Origin of the sequence: Bacteroides fragilis, assembly GCF_019583405.1 — a bacterium.
In the GTDB taxonomy this organism is placed as follows: domain Bacteria; phylum Bacteroidota; class Bacteroidia; order Bacteroidales; family Bacteroidaceae; genus Bacteroides; species Bacteroides fragilis_B.
In genome coordinates this window covers 15,376-31,456 of record NZ_SZUU01000009.1, presented here as the reverse complement: position 1 = coordinate 31,456, position 16,081 = coordinate 15,376, and the positions used below count along the sequence as shown (strand labels likewise).

Sequence of the window (16,081 nt, the reverse complement as noted above, 5' to 3'; positions counted from 1 at the left end):
ATCAAAACAAAAGATTATGATAAGCAATGTAAAATACCTTTCATTTGCCTTGTTATTGGCACTTAGTGCCTGTAAAAGCGGTTCTGTCTCCAGCCAAGAGCAGTCCGAGAAGCAAGATACGCTTAAAATTTTCAAATTACCCGAAATACCTGTAGTACTGAATACCGTAGAACAGCGTGCAGACTATATGGTGAAGCACTATTGGGATCGTTTCGACTTTTCAGATACCACCTACATCAGTCAGATCGAAGTTGCCGAACAGGCTTGGGTGGATTATTGCGACCTACTGGAACACATTTCCCTACCTGTCGCACAAACTGCTATGAAAGAGACTTTCAACCGGGCGGAGAAAAACAAAAGAATGCTGGACTTCTTTGCAGAATTGGCCGATAAATACCTCTACGACCCTAACTCACCCATGCGTAACGAAGAGCTTTACATCCCCGTGCTGGAAACCTTGATTGCCTCCCCTACCCTGAATGAAACGGAAAAGATACGCCCGCAGGCGCGGCTGGAACTGGCGCAAAAGAACCGGTTGGGCACAAAAGCCCTCAACTTCACCTATACACTGGATTCGGGCGCAAAGGGTACGCTTCATCAGTTCCCGGCGGAATACACACTGCTGTTTATCAACAACCCCGGATGCCACGCTTGCGCGGAGATGATAGAGGGATTAAAAAGCTCTCCGGTCATCAACGGGTTCATAGCCGGCAAGAAGTTGAGGGTGCTGTCTCTCTATCCGGATGAAGAACTGGATGAATGGAAAAAGCACCGGGGCGATTTCGCGAAAGAATGGACCAACGGATATGATAAGGAGCTGGTCATCAAAAACAAAAACCTGTATGACCTGAGGGCTATTCCCACCCTCTACTTACTGGATAAGAACAAAATCGTATTGTTGAAAGACGCCACCCTGCAAAAGGTAGAGCAATATCTGGCAGAGCGCGGTTAAGAAAAACATACCGGAGCGGAGCATTTGCCCCAAAGATGCGGAGAGGGTCGGATTATCATTTTGGCAGAATGATAATCCGACCTCTCTATTTTCCGTTCTTTCGGCCCGACGCACGATATGCCTCTCAAAAACGTCTCCAATTCGATTTGCCGGTTATCTCTTTGCCCGCAATTTCCCGCTTTTGTTTACCGAAAGAAAGAGACCGGAAAGTGTTCTGTCCATAAAGCAGGTTTTAACCTTGAAACCATCTCTTTCCGACACTTCCGGAACGATCATATCGGGTGAGCAACGGGAGCAAGATCCGGAGCTATAAGCCCCGGTTTTCATAACAATATATGTAATGGAGCATAACATATAGAGATATTTGAAAAAGAAGTAAGCATTTTCGGAAAATGCTTACTTCTTTCGGGGCAAATGTAACCGTCTTTTGGAGTGAATGCTTACTTCTTTTCCGCAAAACCCCGACTCTAATCCACCCAAAGCCCGGCTTTCGGAACAGAAAAGACCGGCTTTCCTCTTGTTTTCCCTCCGGTTCATCCGTTTTAAAGAAAGAGTGTGTCAGTCAAAAGGCTGATTAACCATCATTCTGCCATCATAACCCTCCGGAATCAAGATAAATGGCATCGCCTATCTAAGTCATTCCGATGTGCCGTCTGACGTTATCCGGATGACCTGTCCGATGTTGCTCCGTCCGTTCCGCAATGCATAACGAATAATCACAAATTATTATGCTATTTCTAATATTCTTTTTATCTTTGCAGTGCATTGGTTTGTATTCTCCGTATACCGGGGATGCAATTAAAAGGGAATCAGGTGCAAATCCTGAACAGTCCCGCTGCTGTAAGTTTCACATCAGATTGTTGTAAGCAACCACCACTTGCCACTGGGAAACGTTTTCCTGGGAAGGCGCTTATCAACAGAAACGAGTCAGAAGACCTGCCTGTGCATCTTTTTCATTGCTTTCGAGGAAAAAGCGTTGAGTCTAATGAGCCGGAATTATTCCATCCGTCATTTCATTCATCACTCTGATTCAGAGAAAGTAAGTTATGATAATAAACTCTGCCAAGTTTATTTAGTATGTCCGGCCGAAGTGAGTTCGTCCGGACATTTTAACAACAAAAAACAAAGATGAATATATTTAGATTGCCTAAGCTACTACACGCCTGTGTTGCTTTCTGTTGCTGCCAGGGTCTTACCGTTTCACTTTTCGCCCAACAGCAGAAAGTAGATACCGCCCGTACTTATTCAATCCCCGAAGTAACCGTTGCCGAAGCATACCACACCCGCGAAGTGAGAGCGATGGCTCCCACCCAAGTGTTCTCTAAAGAAGAACTCAAAAGCCTCAACGTATTGCAAGTATCGGATGCCGTGAAGCACTTTGCCGGAGTTACGGTGAAAGACTACGGCGGCATTGGCGGACTGAAAACCGTTTCATTGCGAAGCCTCGGAGCCGAGCATACCGCCGTGGGATATGACGGAATAACGATCAGCGACTGCCAGACGGGGCAAATAGACATCGGACGTTTCTCACTGGACAATGTAGACCGCCTCTCGCTCAGCAACGGACAGAGTGATAATATCTTTCAGCCCGCAAGGTTTTTCGCTTCCGCCGGGATACTGAACATACAGACGCTGACACCGCAATTCAAAGACAACCGGCGTACCAACCTGAGCGCCTCGTTCAAAACGGGTTCGTGGGGACTGGTCAATCCGTCTCTCCTGATCGAACAGAAACTGAGCCGCAAATGGGTGCTCTCCGCCAACGGCGAGTGGATGTCGGCCGATGGTCATTATCCTTTCACATTGCATTATGGCGAGGACAATGACCTGACCTCCCGTGAGAAACGGAAAAACACGGAAGTGAAAAACCTCCGTGCCGAAGCGGGATTGTTCGGTAACTTTTCGGATACGGAACAATGGCGACTAAAGGCCTATTACTATCAGTCGTCCCGCGGACTGCCCAATGCCACGACTTATTATTACGACTACTCCTCACAGCACCTCTGGGACAAGAATGTCTTCGTGCAAAGCCAATACAAAAAAGAATTCAGCCGCCAATGGGTCTTCCAGACTTCGGCCAAATGGAACTGGAGCTACCAACGTTACCTCGACCCCGACTATAAAGGTTCGGAAGGCAAAACGGAAAACAGTTATTACCAGCAAGAGTATTACCTCTCGGCTTCGGCGCTCTACCGGGTGCTCAGCAACCTCTCTTTTTCGCTTTCGACAGACGCGAGCATCAATCGGCTGAACGCGAACCTGAAAGATTTCGCATATCCTACCCGTTATTCGTGGTTGACGGCCTTTGCCGGAAAATACGTTAACGACTGGTTGACCGCATCCGCCTCGGTACTGGCAACGGTCATCAACGAAGAGGTGCGCCAAGGCAGCGCCGCAGCCAACCGGCGGAAACTCTCTCCGTACGTCAGCGCATCGTTCAAGCCCTTTGCCGGCGAAGAGTTCCGCATCCGCCTGTTCTATAAAGACATCTTCCGCTTGCCCAGCTTCAACGACCTGTACTACGGGCAGGTGGGCAACACGAACCTGAAACCGGAAAGCACCACACAATACAACCTGGGACTGACGTACAGCCGATCGATCAATGAACTGATCCCCTACGTATCCGTCACGGCAGATGCTTATTATAATAAGGTGAAAGACAAAATCATCGCCATCCCCACCAAGAACCTCTTTATATGGAGCATGGTGAACCTCGGCGAAGTGGACATCAAGGGAATAGACATTGCCGGAAACATCAGCCTGCAACCCTGGGAGAAACTACGGGTGAACCTTTCGGGGAACTACACTTATCAGCGTGCACTGGATATGACTGAACCGGGAGGAAAAACCTACAAGCAACAAATCGCCTATACTCCCCGTGTATCCGGATCGGGACAAGCCGGTATCGAGACTCCGTGGGTGAACCTCTCCTACTCGTTCCTCTTTTCGGGCAAGCGCTATATGCTGGGGCAGAACCTCCGCGAAAACCGGCTGGACAGTTACAGCGACCATAGTGTATCCGTCAGCCGCGATCAGCGCATCCGTAACGTAAACACATCCCTGACAGTGGAAGTGCTGAACTTACTGGACAAGAATTACGAGATAGTGAAGAACTTTCCCATGCCGGGACGGTCAGTGAGAGTGACGATGAAAGTAAGATACTAAAGATACTCCAGACATTGAATCAGTAATTATCAAAAGAAACAGCAATATGAAAACAACTTCATTCAATAACGGCAGAAGCAATTCCTCCTCCCTCTTTCGGAGAGGTATGGGAGGCGTGTCCTTCTTTTTCCTCCTCTTCCTACTTCTCTTCGCCTCATGCGATGACCTGGAAGACACCGATACCCCTTCGGGTGGCGACGACGGTATACCCACCGAAACCGGAACAGCCGAACTCTACATCCTCAGCGAAGGACTCTTCAACCTGAACAACAGCTCGCTGGCTTTGTATTCCTTCAAGAACAATCAGCTGAACACCGACTACTTCCGCAGCATCAACCGACGCGGCCTGGGAGATACAGCCAACGATATGGCCATCTATGGCAGCAAACTCTATATCGTAGTCAACGTATCGAGCCAGATAGAAGTAGTCGACTTGCAAAGCGGAAAGTCTGTCAAACAGATACCGATGTTATCGGAAAACGGAAGTTCCCGGCAACCCCGCAACATCGCTTTCGACGGAGGCAAGGCATACGTGTGTTCCTTCGACGGAACAGTGGCGCGAATAGATACTGCCTCTCTCTCCATCGACGCACTGACCCGGGCGGGCAGAAACCCTGACGGCATTTGCGTGCAGAACGGAAAGCTATATGTTTCCAATTCCGGAGGACTGGACTGGGAAGGCATCGGGGTAGACCGCACGGTCTCTGTGATCGACATCCCTTCTTTCACCGAAATCAAGAAGATAGAAGTAGGCCCCAATCCGGGAGAAATACAGGCCGGGCCGGATGGCAGCGTTTATGTAGCCACGCACGGCGAAAACATCGAAGCGGGTGACTATCACTTCGTACAAATAGACGGGCATACCGATCAAGTGGTACGGACTTTCGACGAAAAGGTGTTGAGCTTCACCATTCACGACAACATGGCCTATCTGTATAACTACGACTACCGCACCCAAGATTCTCAAATCAAAGTATTCAATCTGAAAGCCGGAAAGACAGAGCGGGAAAACTTCATCACAGACGGTACCACGATACGCACTCCTTACAGCATCAGTGTCAACCCTTACAGTGGAAACGTCTACATCACCGACGCTTACGACTATAAGGTGAAAGGAGATGTGTTATGCTTTAGTCCGCAGGGACAACTTATATTTAAGCTGCCCAATGTGGGAATCAACTCCAATACCGTCCTGTTCCGGAACAAAGCCTCGCAAGGCAATCCCGACGAAAATCCCGCAGACCCGGAAGCAGGCGCCTTCGCCAATAAAGTATTGGAGTATAATCCGGCGCCATCACAATATATGAATACCTCTTATACTGCTTACGAAGAGGGATTCACGGACGTTCAGGTATTGGCACGCGCCACCGAACTGCTGCAGGACCGCACCACCTGTCTCTTCACGCTCGGAGGATCCGGAGGTAACATTACCGTAGGATTCGACCATACCATCCCTAACGTCCCCGGTGAATATGACTTCAAGATATACGGCAACGCCTACTATGATATGTATGGCACTCTGCTGGATAAACCCGGAGGAAACTCCGAACCGGGAATCGTGCTTGTATCCAAAGACACGAATGGCAACGGATTGCCGGATGATGAGTGGTACGAATTGGCAGGAAGCGAATATAACTCGCCTGCCACCATCCGCAACTACGAAATCACTTACTACCGTCCCACTCCGGCAGACGGGGATGTGAAGTGGAAAGACAATCAAGGCAAAGAGGGATACATCTACCGGAACACGTATCACACCCAGGGTTCTTATTATCCGGCATGGATGCCGGCTGAAATCACATTCCGCGGAAGCCGCCTGGCGGACAACTCTATCAACGAGCCACGTCCGGGCATGCCCGAGCACTGGGTAGGCTACTGTTATGCCTGGGGATATGCCGACAACCACCCGAACAATACGGAGTATTCTCAATTCAAGATAGACTGGGCAGTAGATAAAGACGGAAAACCGGTTCATCTGGACGGCATCGACTTCGTGAAGATTTATACAGCGGTCAACCAGAACTGCGGCTGGCTGGGTGAAGCCTCTACGGAGATACAGGCGGTGGAAGATTTACACTACAAGAAATAAAACCAAGTGGAAAAGAGATAAGAAATGAACATTTACCAATTACTTAATTTAATGACTCAAAAAATGAAAATGAAAAAGTATCTATTGCTATTTGTGACAGCATTAGCGTTAGGATTTGCTTCTTGCTCGGATGACGAAACCATCCCTAACCTGACGGGTATCGCCATCGAAAGTGAAGGCGGAGTGACCGAAGTTATCCAAGGTGGAACACTCGCACTGACCGCCAACTATACAAGCAACGTGAACCCCGAAGTAAGATGGGAAGTCAACGGAGAGGTGAAGTCAACTGATAAGGAGTTCAGCTTTACTGAAGCCGAACCGGGAAAATACTATGTAACTCTGGTGGTATCTACGGAAGTAGGAGAGAAAAGAGTAAACCTTCCGGTCACCGTATACGGCAAATACAAATATGGAACCTTTGTTCTAAATGAAGGCAACTTCGGCAATCCTCCCAGCTCGCTCATCTTCATTTCTCCGGAAAATGAAATGACGGAAGAAGCATACTTCGAAGCAAACGGTACACACTTGGGAGTTGTATCACAAGACCTGTTCATTGCAAACAATAAGATGTATATCATTTCTCAGAATGGCGGCGAAGACGGTATGCTTGTAATTGCCAATGCCGAAACACTGAAAAAAGAGAAAGGATTCAGCAAGGATCAACTGGCCGACCTCAATTGGCCTACCCACGTAGCCGCTCTGGATGACTCACACGTATACATCCGCGACAACAACGGCGTGCACTTGTTCGATCCGACAACAACCTCCCTGAGTTTAATAGAGGGAACAGACGGAGCGATAAAAAACAGAATGGCGGTAACAGCCCAGAAAGTATTCGCAGGAGCCAACAACAGTCTGCTGGTGATTAAAGATAACAAAGTGATAAAAACCATCGCTTTGGAAGGCACACCGACAGGAGTTGTAAAAGCTTCGGACGGTAATGTATGGGTTTCTGTCAACAGCACTCCGGCAAAGATTATGAAGGTATCATCTAAGGACTACTCAATCTTGAAAACAAACGAATTAGGAAGTTTCCAGGTATCAGCCGGCTGGGGAGCCACTCCGGCAATCAGCGCCAAAGGTGACAGCATTTATTTTGGTAACAACAGCACTACTATCTATCTCCATGATTTCGCGAAGAATCAGACCAAAGAGCTGGCTAAAATCGGTGATTACATACAAAATGCCACAATGACTTACAATAACCTTGCGGTAAATCCGAAAAACAGTGATGTATACGTCACTACAATCAAAGGTTACGGTAACGATTACCTGACCAACAGCATCGGCGTATTTAACTTCACAAGCGGTACTACTAAACTGGTGCAAGACTACAAAAATGCGACTCGCTTCCCCGCAGGAGTATTCTTCACTTACGACTTTGAATAAAAGTAAAAGGTGTAGTCCCCGGTATACCAGGATATAACCATATTGAAAAGGGGATGTGTCATCATTCACCACAGAGTAACACAGAGTTCCATAGAGCGAACTTAATCTATTGATTTATCTGTGTAGTCTGTGGTGAATACGAATTTCGACACACCCCCCTTTTATTTTTTAATACTGCACCGGTGGTGTGCTCCAGCTACCGGACAGCGTCAGGTTATCGGTTCCAAGCAAAGGAAGATTCACCGGAACGGTAACCGTTATATTACCAATCAATAATTTAACGGTTACATTCAGCACAGGACCGAGCAAGGGGATTCCTCCCAATATACCATCCAGGTTAGCAATATTCTTCAACTGTACAGAGAGTGTCAGCGAATGGTTTCCGTCGTTCTGCTGTGCATACGATTTCAACCCCAGGCTGACAAACGAATAGTTCGAACGATACCTGTAATTCGTATTGACTGTTGCCTGTATCGGATCTGTGATATTCACAAATACTCCATTCAGCAACAACGGACCGTCAATCACATCGTCCACCAACAATCCGGAGATCAGTCCGGGTTTGGCAACATGAATCTCCCGCACATCATATAGGCCATGAAAACCTCTGATCAGAATATCTTTCTCACTATTCGTCGTACCGGGTGTAGGTGTGAATCCATACCGGAAACGATGATTACCCGTATAGAAATCCTTCACATTCAGGTCTAAGTCCACAGTCTTCGGGAAATTGTTTATGTTCACTAAAGCATAAGCAGCATCACTGCCCCTCCAGGGATTCAGTAAATCGCCCAACGCTCCCAATGCACCGTTCTGCGTAGCATTACCGGAGAGAGTCAGCCCTATCTGATTGACCAGCCCTTGCAAAAGTTGTGCATACAGTGCATCCACGACCGGTTCGACCAATGCTGCAACCACCAGATTGACTGCGGCATCGAGCCCGCCAACAACATTATAGACAACATTACCAACCACCCCTAAATCCATTGCCGCTTTCAGTAATCCTGGCAAAACTCCTTGTACCGTCGTCCGGATTATATTCCTATACCCTACTTGCGTCACAATATTATTGGTCAGAGAATTCAAAGCGGTTTGTGCATCCACAAACACTCTTCGCAAATTCAGCATACTGATAATGCGCTGCAACAGTACATAAGGTTGAGCAGAGGTATCCGAGAAAGATACATTGGCCAGATAAAATTCCGAAGTGTCGGTAAACTCCGCACCGGGTAACACGATCCGGGCATTCGCACGTGTTGTCTGGTAATTCGTCAACACATCTGCATAGTTGGTTCCTCCGCCCGAAACGGGAATCGGGAACTGTGTTTTCTCTACATTGGCCAGAAATACGGCTGTATATTGTCCTTTCGGAAGCGTATCTTTCAAGGCAGCCATCGGCCAGGAAGGAGCAGCATCCGTAGTCTTCAGCACCACCTTTTCTTTCACAAACTCACCTGTCGACTTATAAATGACGTAACGCAGGTGACGAACCCGTGAATCGGTCCCCGTGACGGGCGTACGGGTATCAACTCCTCCGTATCCGGCAGAGAAGGTTACTTCAAAATATCCGTCGGGCAAGTCCGAAGGCTTACCTTCCGGAGGAAGTTGCCCGGGGTCTTCACCGGGCACTTCGACCAGCTCTTTCTCACATCCCGTCAGGAAGAGAGAAAGAAAAAGGCTTATCATTATTATCACTTTCGTTTTCATCTCCGGTTCTTTTTGCTTTCAGTTTCTATTGAAGGCCATCCCAGGCATTGTCATCCAAGTTGATGTTTCCTGCCAAAGTGAAACCTATATTGATATTCGCATAACTTCCGGTCACTTTCACCCAATGATTAGGAGTAAAAATAATCCGGTTTCCCGAAACCACACCGGGAGTATCCGGCAGTTTCACCGTATAACGTTCAGTGAAGATTCCATAGGACACATCCAGATAAAATAAGGTCTTTCTACTGTCCGGAATAGCCAGCAGAAACTGGTTGAAACTGGCTTTCCCCGAGACCGGTGCTTGAGTAGCCAATGTTTTTATACCGCTGTCACCGGCTGTTTGCCATGCCAGTGCCGTCCCATCCGTTGCACGGGTAGCCGTCACAAGTTGCTCGGCTATCAATGTCATAGAGTTGACATATGCGGGAATATTGGTCACTTCGAGCGTTAAACCACTAACCAGCCTTTTCAGTGTACCTGTCACATAATTGATTTGCGAAGGTTTAAAAACAGGACCAACCAACGTTGTACCCTGGTAACCGTTTCCGAAACACGAAAAGAACTCCGGAACTACCGTCGGATTGACCGGTTGCAAATACAAATTAGCCAACGTAGCCGGATTACCAGTCGAACCGATATTAAACCGCTTCGTTGCACCTCCGCCACTGGCAAAATCATAATCACTCCGATTATATCCGATCACCAACAACTGATAGGTAGAGGCTGCTGAAAGATTAAGCATCGTGACTACTGCCGGAAACGAATTGACATCCAATTGTCGGGCTGCGCTATATTCCGGAACGAAATTAGCTGCATCGTTTGGCAATGCTTCATCCGTTTTCCGAAACGGCAGAATCAGTATCCTGTTGACAGAGAGAGCTGCATCTCCCGGCGCACGACTCATGACCCCGTCCCGCTTTATTTCAAAACGGACCGGAACCCCTTCTTCCAAGGGGAGTTCGGCAACATCATCTGTTGAGCAGCTGCCCAACAAGAGCGTTGCCAGAAATCCCGTCAGAAGGATAGTTATATAGCCTGCCTTTCTCATAGCCATACCATGATTCTGTTTTTGAGTTACTTTTACTGGATCACCAGGTTATGAATCAGTTCCCATGCCGGACTGATAGTGATTACAATGTTCTGGTCGGTCAATAAATCGACCGGAGCGTCATCGTCACCCGGATTCCCCGGTGTTCCACCATCCACACTACCCGTAGCACCTTTCACACCTAATGCATAAAAATGATTTGCCAGCAGATTAAACTGTGTTGCTCCCGAACTATTAGTGTCGCTCACGGTCCACTCTTTTATAGCGGTACCACTCGCATCATAAAGTCCTAAAGTCATGCTCACGCCACTAACCGGCATATAGAACGAACCTCCCAATTGTGAATTAGGCACTTTCACCACTCCCTGTCCGGACAAATCGTTGCCCACATACACGCCGTTGGAAACAGCCTGGCCGGAAAGATCCATATCTATTATATTATAAGGAGTAGCGGCAGTATTGATACCTACACCATTAGTCAGATTCACCTGCTGATTGGAGTTGCTGACTTTCAGACGCAAATACTTCACAGTGGTTCCGTTAAGCACTTGAGGAACATTCTTGAAGTATCCCAGTACACCGGCCACCTTACGGGTCATCTCAATGCTGACACGAGTTCCGCCCTGAGCCATTACTTCCGCATCGGCCGAACCTGCAAAGATTTCCGATTCATCGCCCGAATTCACGATAGTAGCAAGCATATCCGTATAATTGGTATTACCGGAAGTCGGCGTAGTCACAGAGAAGTGGTCACTTGCGTCACGGCCTACAGCCAAAAACTTATATACCCCTGCAGGAAGCTTGTCAGCATCGGGAACGGCAAAACGTTTGAAAGTAGTACCATCGGTCCAGCCGGTGATATCATAGGTCTTTTGATGCAGATAAGTCGAACCGTTCTGCATAAAAGCATAAACACTGACACGAGTGACATGCTGTGTAGCCTCCTGGCTATACACCGGCATTCGGGTTCCAATCCCATCTGTCAGACCATTAACCGCGGACAGTTCAAATGTAATCCCATTATTTTCAGGATTCACTTCAGACGAAGGATCATCTTCGCTGGAACAAGCAGCAAATACAAAGAGGCTTGCTGCCACCAGAAGCATTAATTTTTTCATAATAGCAAAGTTTAGTTTAAATAAATAGATAAGGAAAAAGAGATCAGTAGATATCCAGGCGATGTATCGTGAGCCATTCCCCACGGATAAACATCTTGATTTCCCAGATTCCTTCTGATGTATTATAGTCTATAGAAACAGCAGTTATTTCATTACGCCGCATATCCATCTCCATCACCGGCAATTTCAGATATGGAGTTTCTGATGCACGTGTACCACCGGTGTAGAAAGTCAAAGTCAATTTGGAATGTCCCTCTGCCGAAGTAGGAGCAAGCAATGTCTCCAGGACATTGGTGAACGGCACATTTTTGTCAACTTGAGTGCTTCCGGCATAATTGAGGCCCGCATCCGTCGACTGATAAACATGACTTACATTCTGTTCAATACGTGTTATCTCAGCCGGGAAATTGGAACAGAGCAGTAACAACTTTCCCTTCGTCCGTTCCAGTGTCAATTCTTCTGTCTGATAATCGGGAGAGAAATGCAAGACCCCGCTTGTCACATAAATATCAGTATGTTCCTTCCCATCCTGATGCAAGATACCGGTGGGATAGTCCGTGGTCAGATTTCCCCATACGGCCAATTTATAATCACCGTCGGGTATGCCCGGAAAAGCAAGGGTGTATTCCTTTTCTTCACCTTCTGTAGAGATGACCGCCGACTCTCTGATCAATGCCCCGGTAGATGCATCATACAGAGCGTAATAGAGAGTTCCTGTATAAGTCCGGAAAGGCAGATTTTCGTCTACCGGGCTCAACTGTGGAAACTGCGATATATTCAAATAGTTCTTGTCCTTAACAGATACCCGAACCGAGTAAGGTTGTTCTACCGGACATTCGTCTCCGCAAGAGGAAGCAAGTACCATGCCAACTACCATGCAGAAGATCTGTATTACTCTTCCATTCATAATCTCTAAAGTTTAAATATAAAACAATTCGTTCAATCACTCAGAAATCAGTATCCTAAAACCAAGATACTTCCCATATGGTAGTTTTGTAAGCGAGGCACCGTTGCTCCGCATAAGTCAAATATCAACAGAAAGATTATGCATTTGTTTTGCCATGAATCATTATTATCTGTTAAAGTTATATCGCGTCATCCTATTGTTTAAATGATTCATAAATAAACAAGCGGAGAAAACAAAGTTTATCCTCTAAATGTTGTAGAATAAAACAAGATTTAAAAGAAAGAAGATTATGACTGAAAATTATGAACTGATAGACAATGAAGAAAAACATCAATATGAATTTCATGTTGAAGGTTATGTTCCCCGGATAGAATACATAAAATCCTTAAATGGCGAGATTTATCTGACCCATACCGAAGTACCGGCCGCCTTGGGAGGACACGGAATAGGTTCACAACTTGCAGAGAAAGTTCTCACTGACATTGAACGGCAGGGCTTGCGCCTGGTTCCTCTCTGTCCATTCGTGGCGGGATACATACACAAACATCCGGAATGGAAGCGTATTGTACTTCGTGGTGTTCACATTCAATAATATAAAAACAGTTATGGGAAAACAAATAGAATACAGCAATGGCGAACTAACCATTGTATGGCAACCGGAACTCTGCCGGCATGCCGGAATCTGCGTAAAGACACTGCCTAACGTATATCACCCGAAAGAACGTCCGTGGATAAAGATGGAGAATGCTACCACGGAAGAACTGATTGCCCAAATCAAAATGTGTCCGTCGGGAGCGTTGAGTTATAAACTAAAGAAATAAGCAAAATCGCCGGAAATATCATTTGAAAGAATTTTCCAGCGACTTTTCTTATTTCCTCTCCGTCCACAAACTGCGGTTATAAGATTTAGAGTATTTCGCTTTGTTCCGACAGCGCAAACGATTTGGCATCCAATTGATAGGCTTTAAACCATAAATCTTCTCCAGTTTCATATATATCTTTGCCGGTCTGCAAGTTGGCATACCGCCCCCAATAACGATCGCCAATAATAGGATACGCTTTATCATTGTATTTTCTTCATGGGGTATCACATTCATTCACGGAATACGCAGATGTCACCTGCCACGTCATCACAAAGTCCGGATGCAGCAAATAGCGGATCATGAACTTCTTCTTATGTTCCGTACGGTATTCTTCCGCCGGAAACTCCCCGTGTTCACATACCTGGAACGGCATGATGCGAAGATGCTCCCTAAAATCGACCTCTGAAGCATCCATACACTTAAACATCACTTCTTTTGCTGACCAATGTAAAAGTAAAGACCAGGTATCTTCTCCCTGATATTCAGAAATCAACTCGTCCGGACGCATATATTTATGAGCGACCTTGTGCACCCGCTGCCCGTATTGCTCGATATCGATTCCCACTTCGGACATGGGACTCAGTATAACCGCGACATAACCGCGAGTGTGAGAAATGCTGATGAAATAAGAAGAGTCCGCCAAACGGGGTTTGCCACTGGGAGCATATTCAATTATCTTTTCCTCCCCCAGCAACTGATATAGCAATACACGTACGGAAAGCCATTCCAATTTACGATGAGGTGAAGAAAAACGCGTCAACTGTTGCTCATATCTTTCCGGATCGGGCAACAGTGCCAAAAGTTCTTCCGGAGACTCTTCTGTTTTCCAGATTCCCCACTGATAAGCAATTTCTTTATATTCCCGCAACAAAGCCATGGTAAAAGCAGATATCAGGAGGTTTCTTCCTCTGTGGAAGGCTCGTTAACGGTAAACTTCACTTTCAGGATTCTCCGGCTGTCCATAGCCAGCACTTCAAATTCGTATCGATGATAGAGAACCTTCTCGTGGAGTGCCGGAAATTCTCCCTTTATCTCGAGCAACAGTCCGGCCAGTGTATCGGCATCTCCATCTACTTTGTCAAAATCATCTTCGTCGACCTTCGTAATCTTATAAAAATCGGTCAACTGTGTTTTAGCCTCAAACACCCAGGTATGATCGTTAATCACCGTATAGGTACGCTCTTCATCATCATATTCATCATGAATCTCCCCAACGATCTCTTCAATGATATCCTCCATTGTCACAATTCCCGATGTACCACCGAATTCATCCACAACAATAGCAATATGAATTTTATTTGCCTGGAAGTCACGCAGAAGATCGTCAATCATTTTAGTCTCAGGCACAAAATAGGCGGGACGAATCAATGATTGCCAACGAAAATTATCCCCCTTATTTAGATGGGGCAGCAAGTCCTTAATATAAAGCACTCCTTTGATATTATCGCGTGTACCGGAATAAATAGGGATACGGGAATACGCATTGTCGATAATACATTGAATTACATCTTTAAAAGGAGTACGTATATCAAGATCGACCACGTCGAGGCGGGAAGTCATAACCTCCTTGGCTGTTTCGCCACCAAAACGAATGATGCCTTCCAGTATATTATTTTCTTCCGTAAGTTCGGCCTTGTCGGTCAGTTCAAGGGCATGAGAAAGTTCGTCAACCGATATATTGTGATTCTTTTTGGCAAAATGTTTATTCAAGAAAGCCGTAGAATGTACTAACACAGCAGAGATAGGAGCAAATACTTTACGCAACACATAGATGACCGGAGCGGAGAAACGGCAGAAAGCCAATGTCTTCTGGGCCGAATAGATCTTAGGCATAATCTCTCCGAAAAGCAACAAGAGGAAAGTCAGGATAACAGTCAGTATCAAAAACTCTGCAAGAGGCGAATGAAAGACAAAGACATTCATGAAGAAGAAGTTACAGAGCATGATAATGGTAACATTCACAAAGTTGTTTGTGATAAGAATGGTTGCCAACAAACGTTCGGAGTCTGCGAGCAGATTGCTGATTTTCCCATCAGAAGGATGATTGCCTTCTTCTATATCATTCAGATCGGAAGGCGAAAGTGAGAAGAAAGCGATTTCGGATGCCGAAGCAAAGCCCGAGGCGAGCAGGAGCAAACCTGCCAGAATAATGGCTATTATTGCCGATAATGAAGGTGTGTTTACGGATATTCCGTTAAAAATTTCTGCCAATTGGCATAAATAAGCGTCTGGGTCCAAAATATTGGTTTTAAGTTAATAATAAGTAGCTACATGCAAATCATGTGCCACAAGTTGTCAGCTAAAAGTTATCACTACAAGTTAAGGTTAGATGCCGGATGGCAATTCTAACTCTTAACTTGTAGCCATTAACCATTAAAACGGCAGGTCATCCGCCGAATTATCTTGCGAAGACACCGGTTGCTGCGGTTGTTGCGATTGAGGTCTCACGGGAGCAGCAGCCTGCTGCTGTGCCGGAGCATACGATCCCGAACCGGTACCTTTCGGAGTGAGCATTTCCATATTATCCACAAAAATCTCGGTAACATAGCGTTTAGCCCCATTCTGGTCATCATAAGAACGGGTTCTTATTTTCCCCTCCACATAGAGCTTATCACCTTTATGTACATACTTTTCGGCAGTTTCTGCCAGTCCGCGCCAAAGGACAAGATTGTGCCATTCGGTCCGTTCGGGCACTTGTGTACCATTCGACAAAGTATATGCGCGGTCGGTCGTAGCCAAAGGAAAACTGGCTACAGCAATACCTGTATCCAAATATCTCACTTCAGGGTCTTTTCCGACATTTCCTATCAATATCACTTTATTTACTGACATATTCTCAGAAT

Annotated in this window: 13 protein-coding genes and 1 riboswitch; of the genes, 6 read left to right on the top strand and 7 right to left on the bottom strand. The window is 46.3% G+C overall.

The window, feature by feature from the left end:
• Positions 1-16 precede the first annotated feature (16 nt).
• The 4 genes from FDF36_RS16975 to FDF36_RS16960 all read left to right on the top strand — a co-directional run bounded on the left by FDF36_RS16975 (position 17) and on the right by FDF36_RS16960 (position 7,595).
• Positions 17-952: a DUF5106 domain-containing protein gene (locus FDF36_RS16975; RefSeq protein ID WP_220392157.1), complete on the top strand. Its 936-nt coding sequence runs from the start codon at positions 17-19 to the stop codon at positions 950-952.
• Positions 953-1,701: 749 nt separating this feature from the next.
• A riboswitch (cobalamin riboswitch) is annotated at positions 1,702-1,910 on the top strand.
• Positions 1,911-2,080: 170 nt separating this feature from the next.
• On the top strand, positions 2,081-4,117 hold the full coding sequence (locus FDF36_RS16970; protein ID WP_220392156.1) for a TonB-dependent receptor plug domain-containing protein: 2,037 nt from the start codon (positions 2,081-2,083) through the stop codon (positions 4,115-4,117).
• A gap of 46 nt (positions 4,118-4,163) precedes the next feature.
• Positions 4,164-6,206 carry a DUF5074 domain-containing protein gene (locus FDF36_RS16965; protein ID WP_220392155.1) on the top strand — a complete coding sequence of 681 codons (2,043 nt, stop codon included), beginning with the start codon at positions 4,164-4,166 and terminating at the stop codon, positions 6,204-6,206.
• A gap of 69 nt (positions 6,207-6,275) precedes the next feature.
• Positions 6,276-7,595: a DUF5074 domain-containing protein gene (locus FDF36_RS16960; protein ID WP_250707019.1), complete on the top strand. Its 1,320-nt coding sequence runs from the start codon at positions 6,276-6,278 to the stop codon at positions 7,593-7,595.
• A 168-nt stretch (positions 7,596-7,763) separates the two neighbouring features.
• Here FDF36_RS16960 and FDF36_RS16955 read toward each other — a convergent pair whose 3' ends face one another.
• The 4 genes from FDF36_RS16955 to FDF36_RS16940 are packed head-to-tail and all read right to left on the bottom strand — an operon-like array spanning position 7,764 to position 12,375.
• Positions 7,764-9,302 (bottom strand): FimB/Mfa2 family fimbrial subunit, encoded by a 1,539-nt coding sequence (locus FDF36_RS16955; protein ID WP_220392154.1) that lies wholly within the window; start codon positions 9,300-9,302, stop codon positions 7,764-7,766.
• Between the two features lie 25 nt (positions 9,303-9,327).
• A complete protein-coding gene (locus FDF36_RS16950; protein ID WP_220392153.1) occupies positions 9,328-10,356 on the bottom strand; it encodes a hypothetical protein in 1,029 nt (342 codons plus the stop codon).
• 26 nt (positions 10,357-10,382) lie between these two features.
• Positions 10,383-11,468 (bottom strand): FimB/Mfa2 family fimbrial subunit, encoded by a 1,086-nt coding sequence (locus tag FDF36_RS16945; protein ID WP_220392152.1) that lies wholly within the window; start codon positions 11,466-11,468, stop codon positions 10,383-10,385.
• A gap of 43 nt (positions 11,469-11,511) precedes the next feature.
• Positions 11,512-12,375 carry a FimB/Mfa2 family fimbrial subunit gene (locus FDF36_RS16940; RefSeq protein WP_188520909.1) on the bottom strand — a complete coding sequence of 288 codons (864 nt, stop codon included), beginning with the start codon at positions 12,373-12,375 and terminating at the stop codon, positions 11,512-11,514.
• Positions 12,376-12,664: 289 nt separating this feature from the next.
• Here FDF36_RS16940 and FDF36_RS16935 point away from each other — a divergent pair, with 289 nt between their 5' ends.
• On the top strand, positions 12,665-12,967 hold the full coding sequence (locus FDF36_RS16935; protein WP_122130497.1) for a GNAT family N-acetyltransferase: 303 nt from the start codon (positions 12,665-12,667) through the stop codon (positions 12,965-12,967).
• Positions 12,968-12,980: 13 nt separating this feature from the next.
• Positions 12,981-13,196 carry a (4Fe-4S)-binding protein gene (locus FDF36_RS16930; RefSeq protein ID WP_005786366.1) on the top strand — a complete coding sequence of 72 codons (216 nt, stop codon included), beginning with the start codon at positions 12,981-12,983 and terminating at the stop codon, positions 13,194-13,196.
• 256 nt (positions 13,197-13,452) lie between these two features.
• Here the strand turns inward: FDF36_RS16930 and FDF36_RS16925 are convergent, their stop codons facing one another.
• The 3 genes from FDF36_RS16925 to FDF36_RS16915 all read right to left on the bottom strand — a co-directional run bounded on the left by FDF36_RS16925 (position 13,453) and on the right by FDF36_RS16915 (position 16,070).
• Complete coding sequence (locus FDF36_RS16925) at positions 13,453-14,115, bottom strand: 4'-phosphopantetheinyl transferase family protein (protein WP_220392151.1); 663 nt, start codon at positions 14,113-14,115, stop codon at positions 13,453-13,455.
• A gap of 14 nt (positions 14,116-14,129) precedes the next feature.
• On the bottom strand, positions 14,130-15,476 hold the full coding sequence (locus FDF36_RS16920; protein WP_220392150.1) for a gliding motility-associated protein GldE: 1,347 nt from the start codon (positions 15,474-15,476) through the stop codon (positions 14,130-14,132).
• Positions 15,477-15,611: 135 nt separating this feature from the next.
• Positions 15,612-16,070: a single-stranded DNA-binding protein gene (locus FDF36_RS16915; RefSeq protein WP_005795194.1), complete on the bottom strand. Its 459-nt coding sequence runs from the start codon at positions 16,068-16,070 to the stop codon at positions 15,612-15,614.
• Between the last annotated feature and the right edge of the window lie 11 nt (positions 16,071-16,081).

Bases quoted from the DNA above. Each gene is read 5' to 3' on its own strand.
- FDF36_RS16935 (WP_122130497.1), top strand. From the start codon at position 12,665: ATGACTGAAAATTATGAACTGATAGACAATGAAGAAAAACATCAATAT.
- FDF36_RS16960 (WP_250707019.1), top strand. From the start codon at position 6,276: ATGAAAAAGTATCTATTGCTATTTGTGACAGCATTAGCGTTAGGATTT.
- FDF36_RS16950 (WP_220392153.1), bottom strand. From the start codon at position 10,356: ATGGCTATGAGAAAGGCAGGCTATATAACTATCCTTCTGACGGGATTT.
- FDF36_RS16915 (WP_005795194.1), bottom strand. From the start codon at position 16,070: ATGTCAGTAAATAAAGTGATATTGATAGGAAATGTCGGAAAAGACCCT.
- FDF36_RS16970 (WP_220392156.1), top strand. From the start codon at position 2,081: ATGAATATATTTAGATTGCCTAAGCTACTACACGCCTGTGTTGCTTTC.
- FDF36_RS16975 (WP_220392157.1), top strand. From the start codon at position 17: ATGATAAGCAATGTAAAATACCTTTCATTTGCCTTGTTATTGGCACTT.
- FDF36_RS16955 (WP_220392154.1), bottom strand. From the start codon at position 9,302: ATGAAAACGAAAGTGATAATAATGATAAGCCTTTTTCTTTCTCTCTTC.
- FDF36_RS16965 (WP_220392155.1), top strand. From the start codon at position 4,164: ATGAAAACAACTTCATTCAATAACGGCAGAAGCAATTCCTCCTCCCTC.
- FDF36_RS16925 (WP_220392151.1), bottom strand. From the start codon at position 14,115: ATGGCTTTGTTGCGGGAATATAAAGAAATTGCTTATCAGTGGGGAATC.
- FDF36_RS16945 (WP_220392152.1), bottom strand. From the start codon at position 11,468: ATGAAAAAATTAATGCTTCTGGTGGCAGCAAGCCTCTTTGTATTTGCT.
- FDF36_RS16940 (WP_188520909.1), bottom strand. From the start codon at position 12,375: ATGAATGGAAGAGTAATACAGATCTTCTGCATGGTAGTTGGCATGGTA.
- FDF36_RS16930 (WP_005786366.1), top strand. From the start codon at position 12,981: ATGGGAAAACAAATAGAATACAGCAATGGCGAACTAACCATTGTATGG.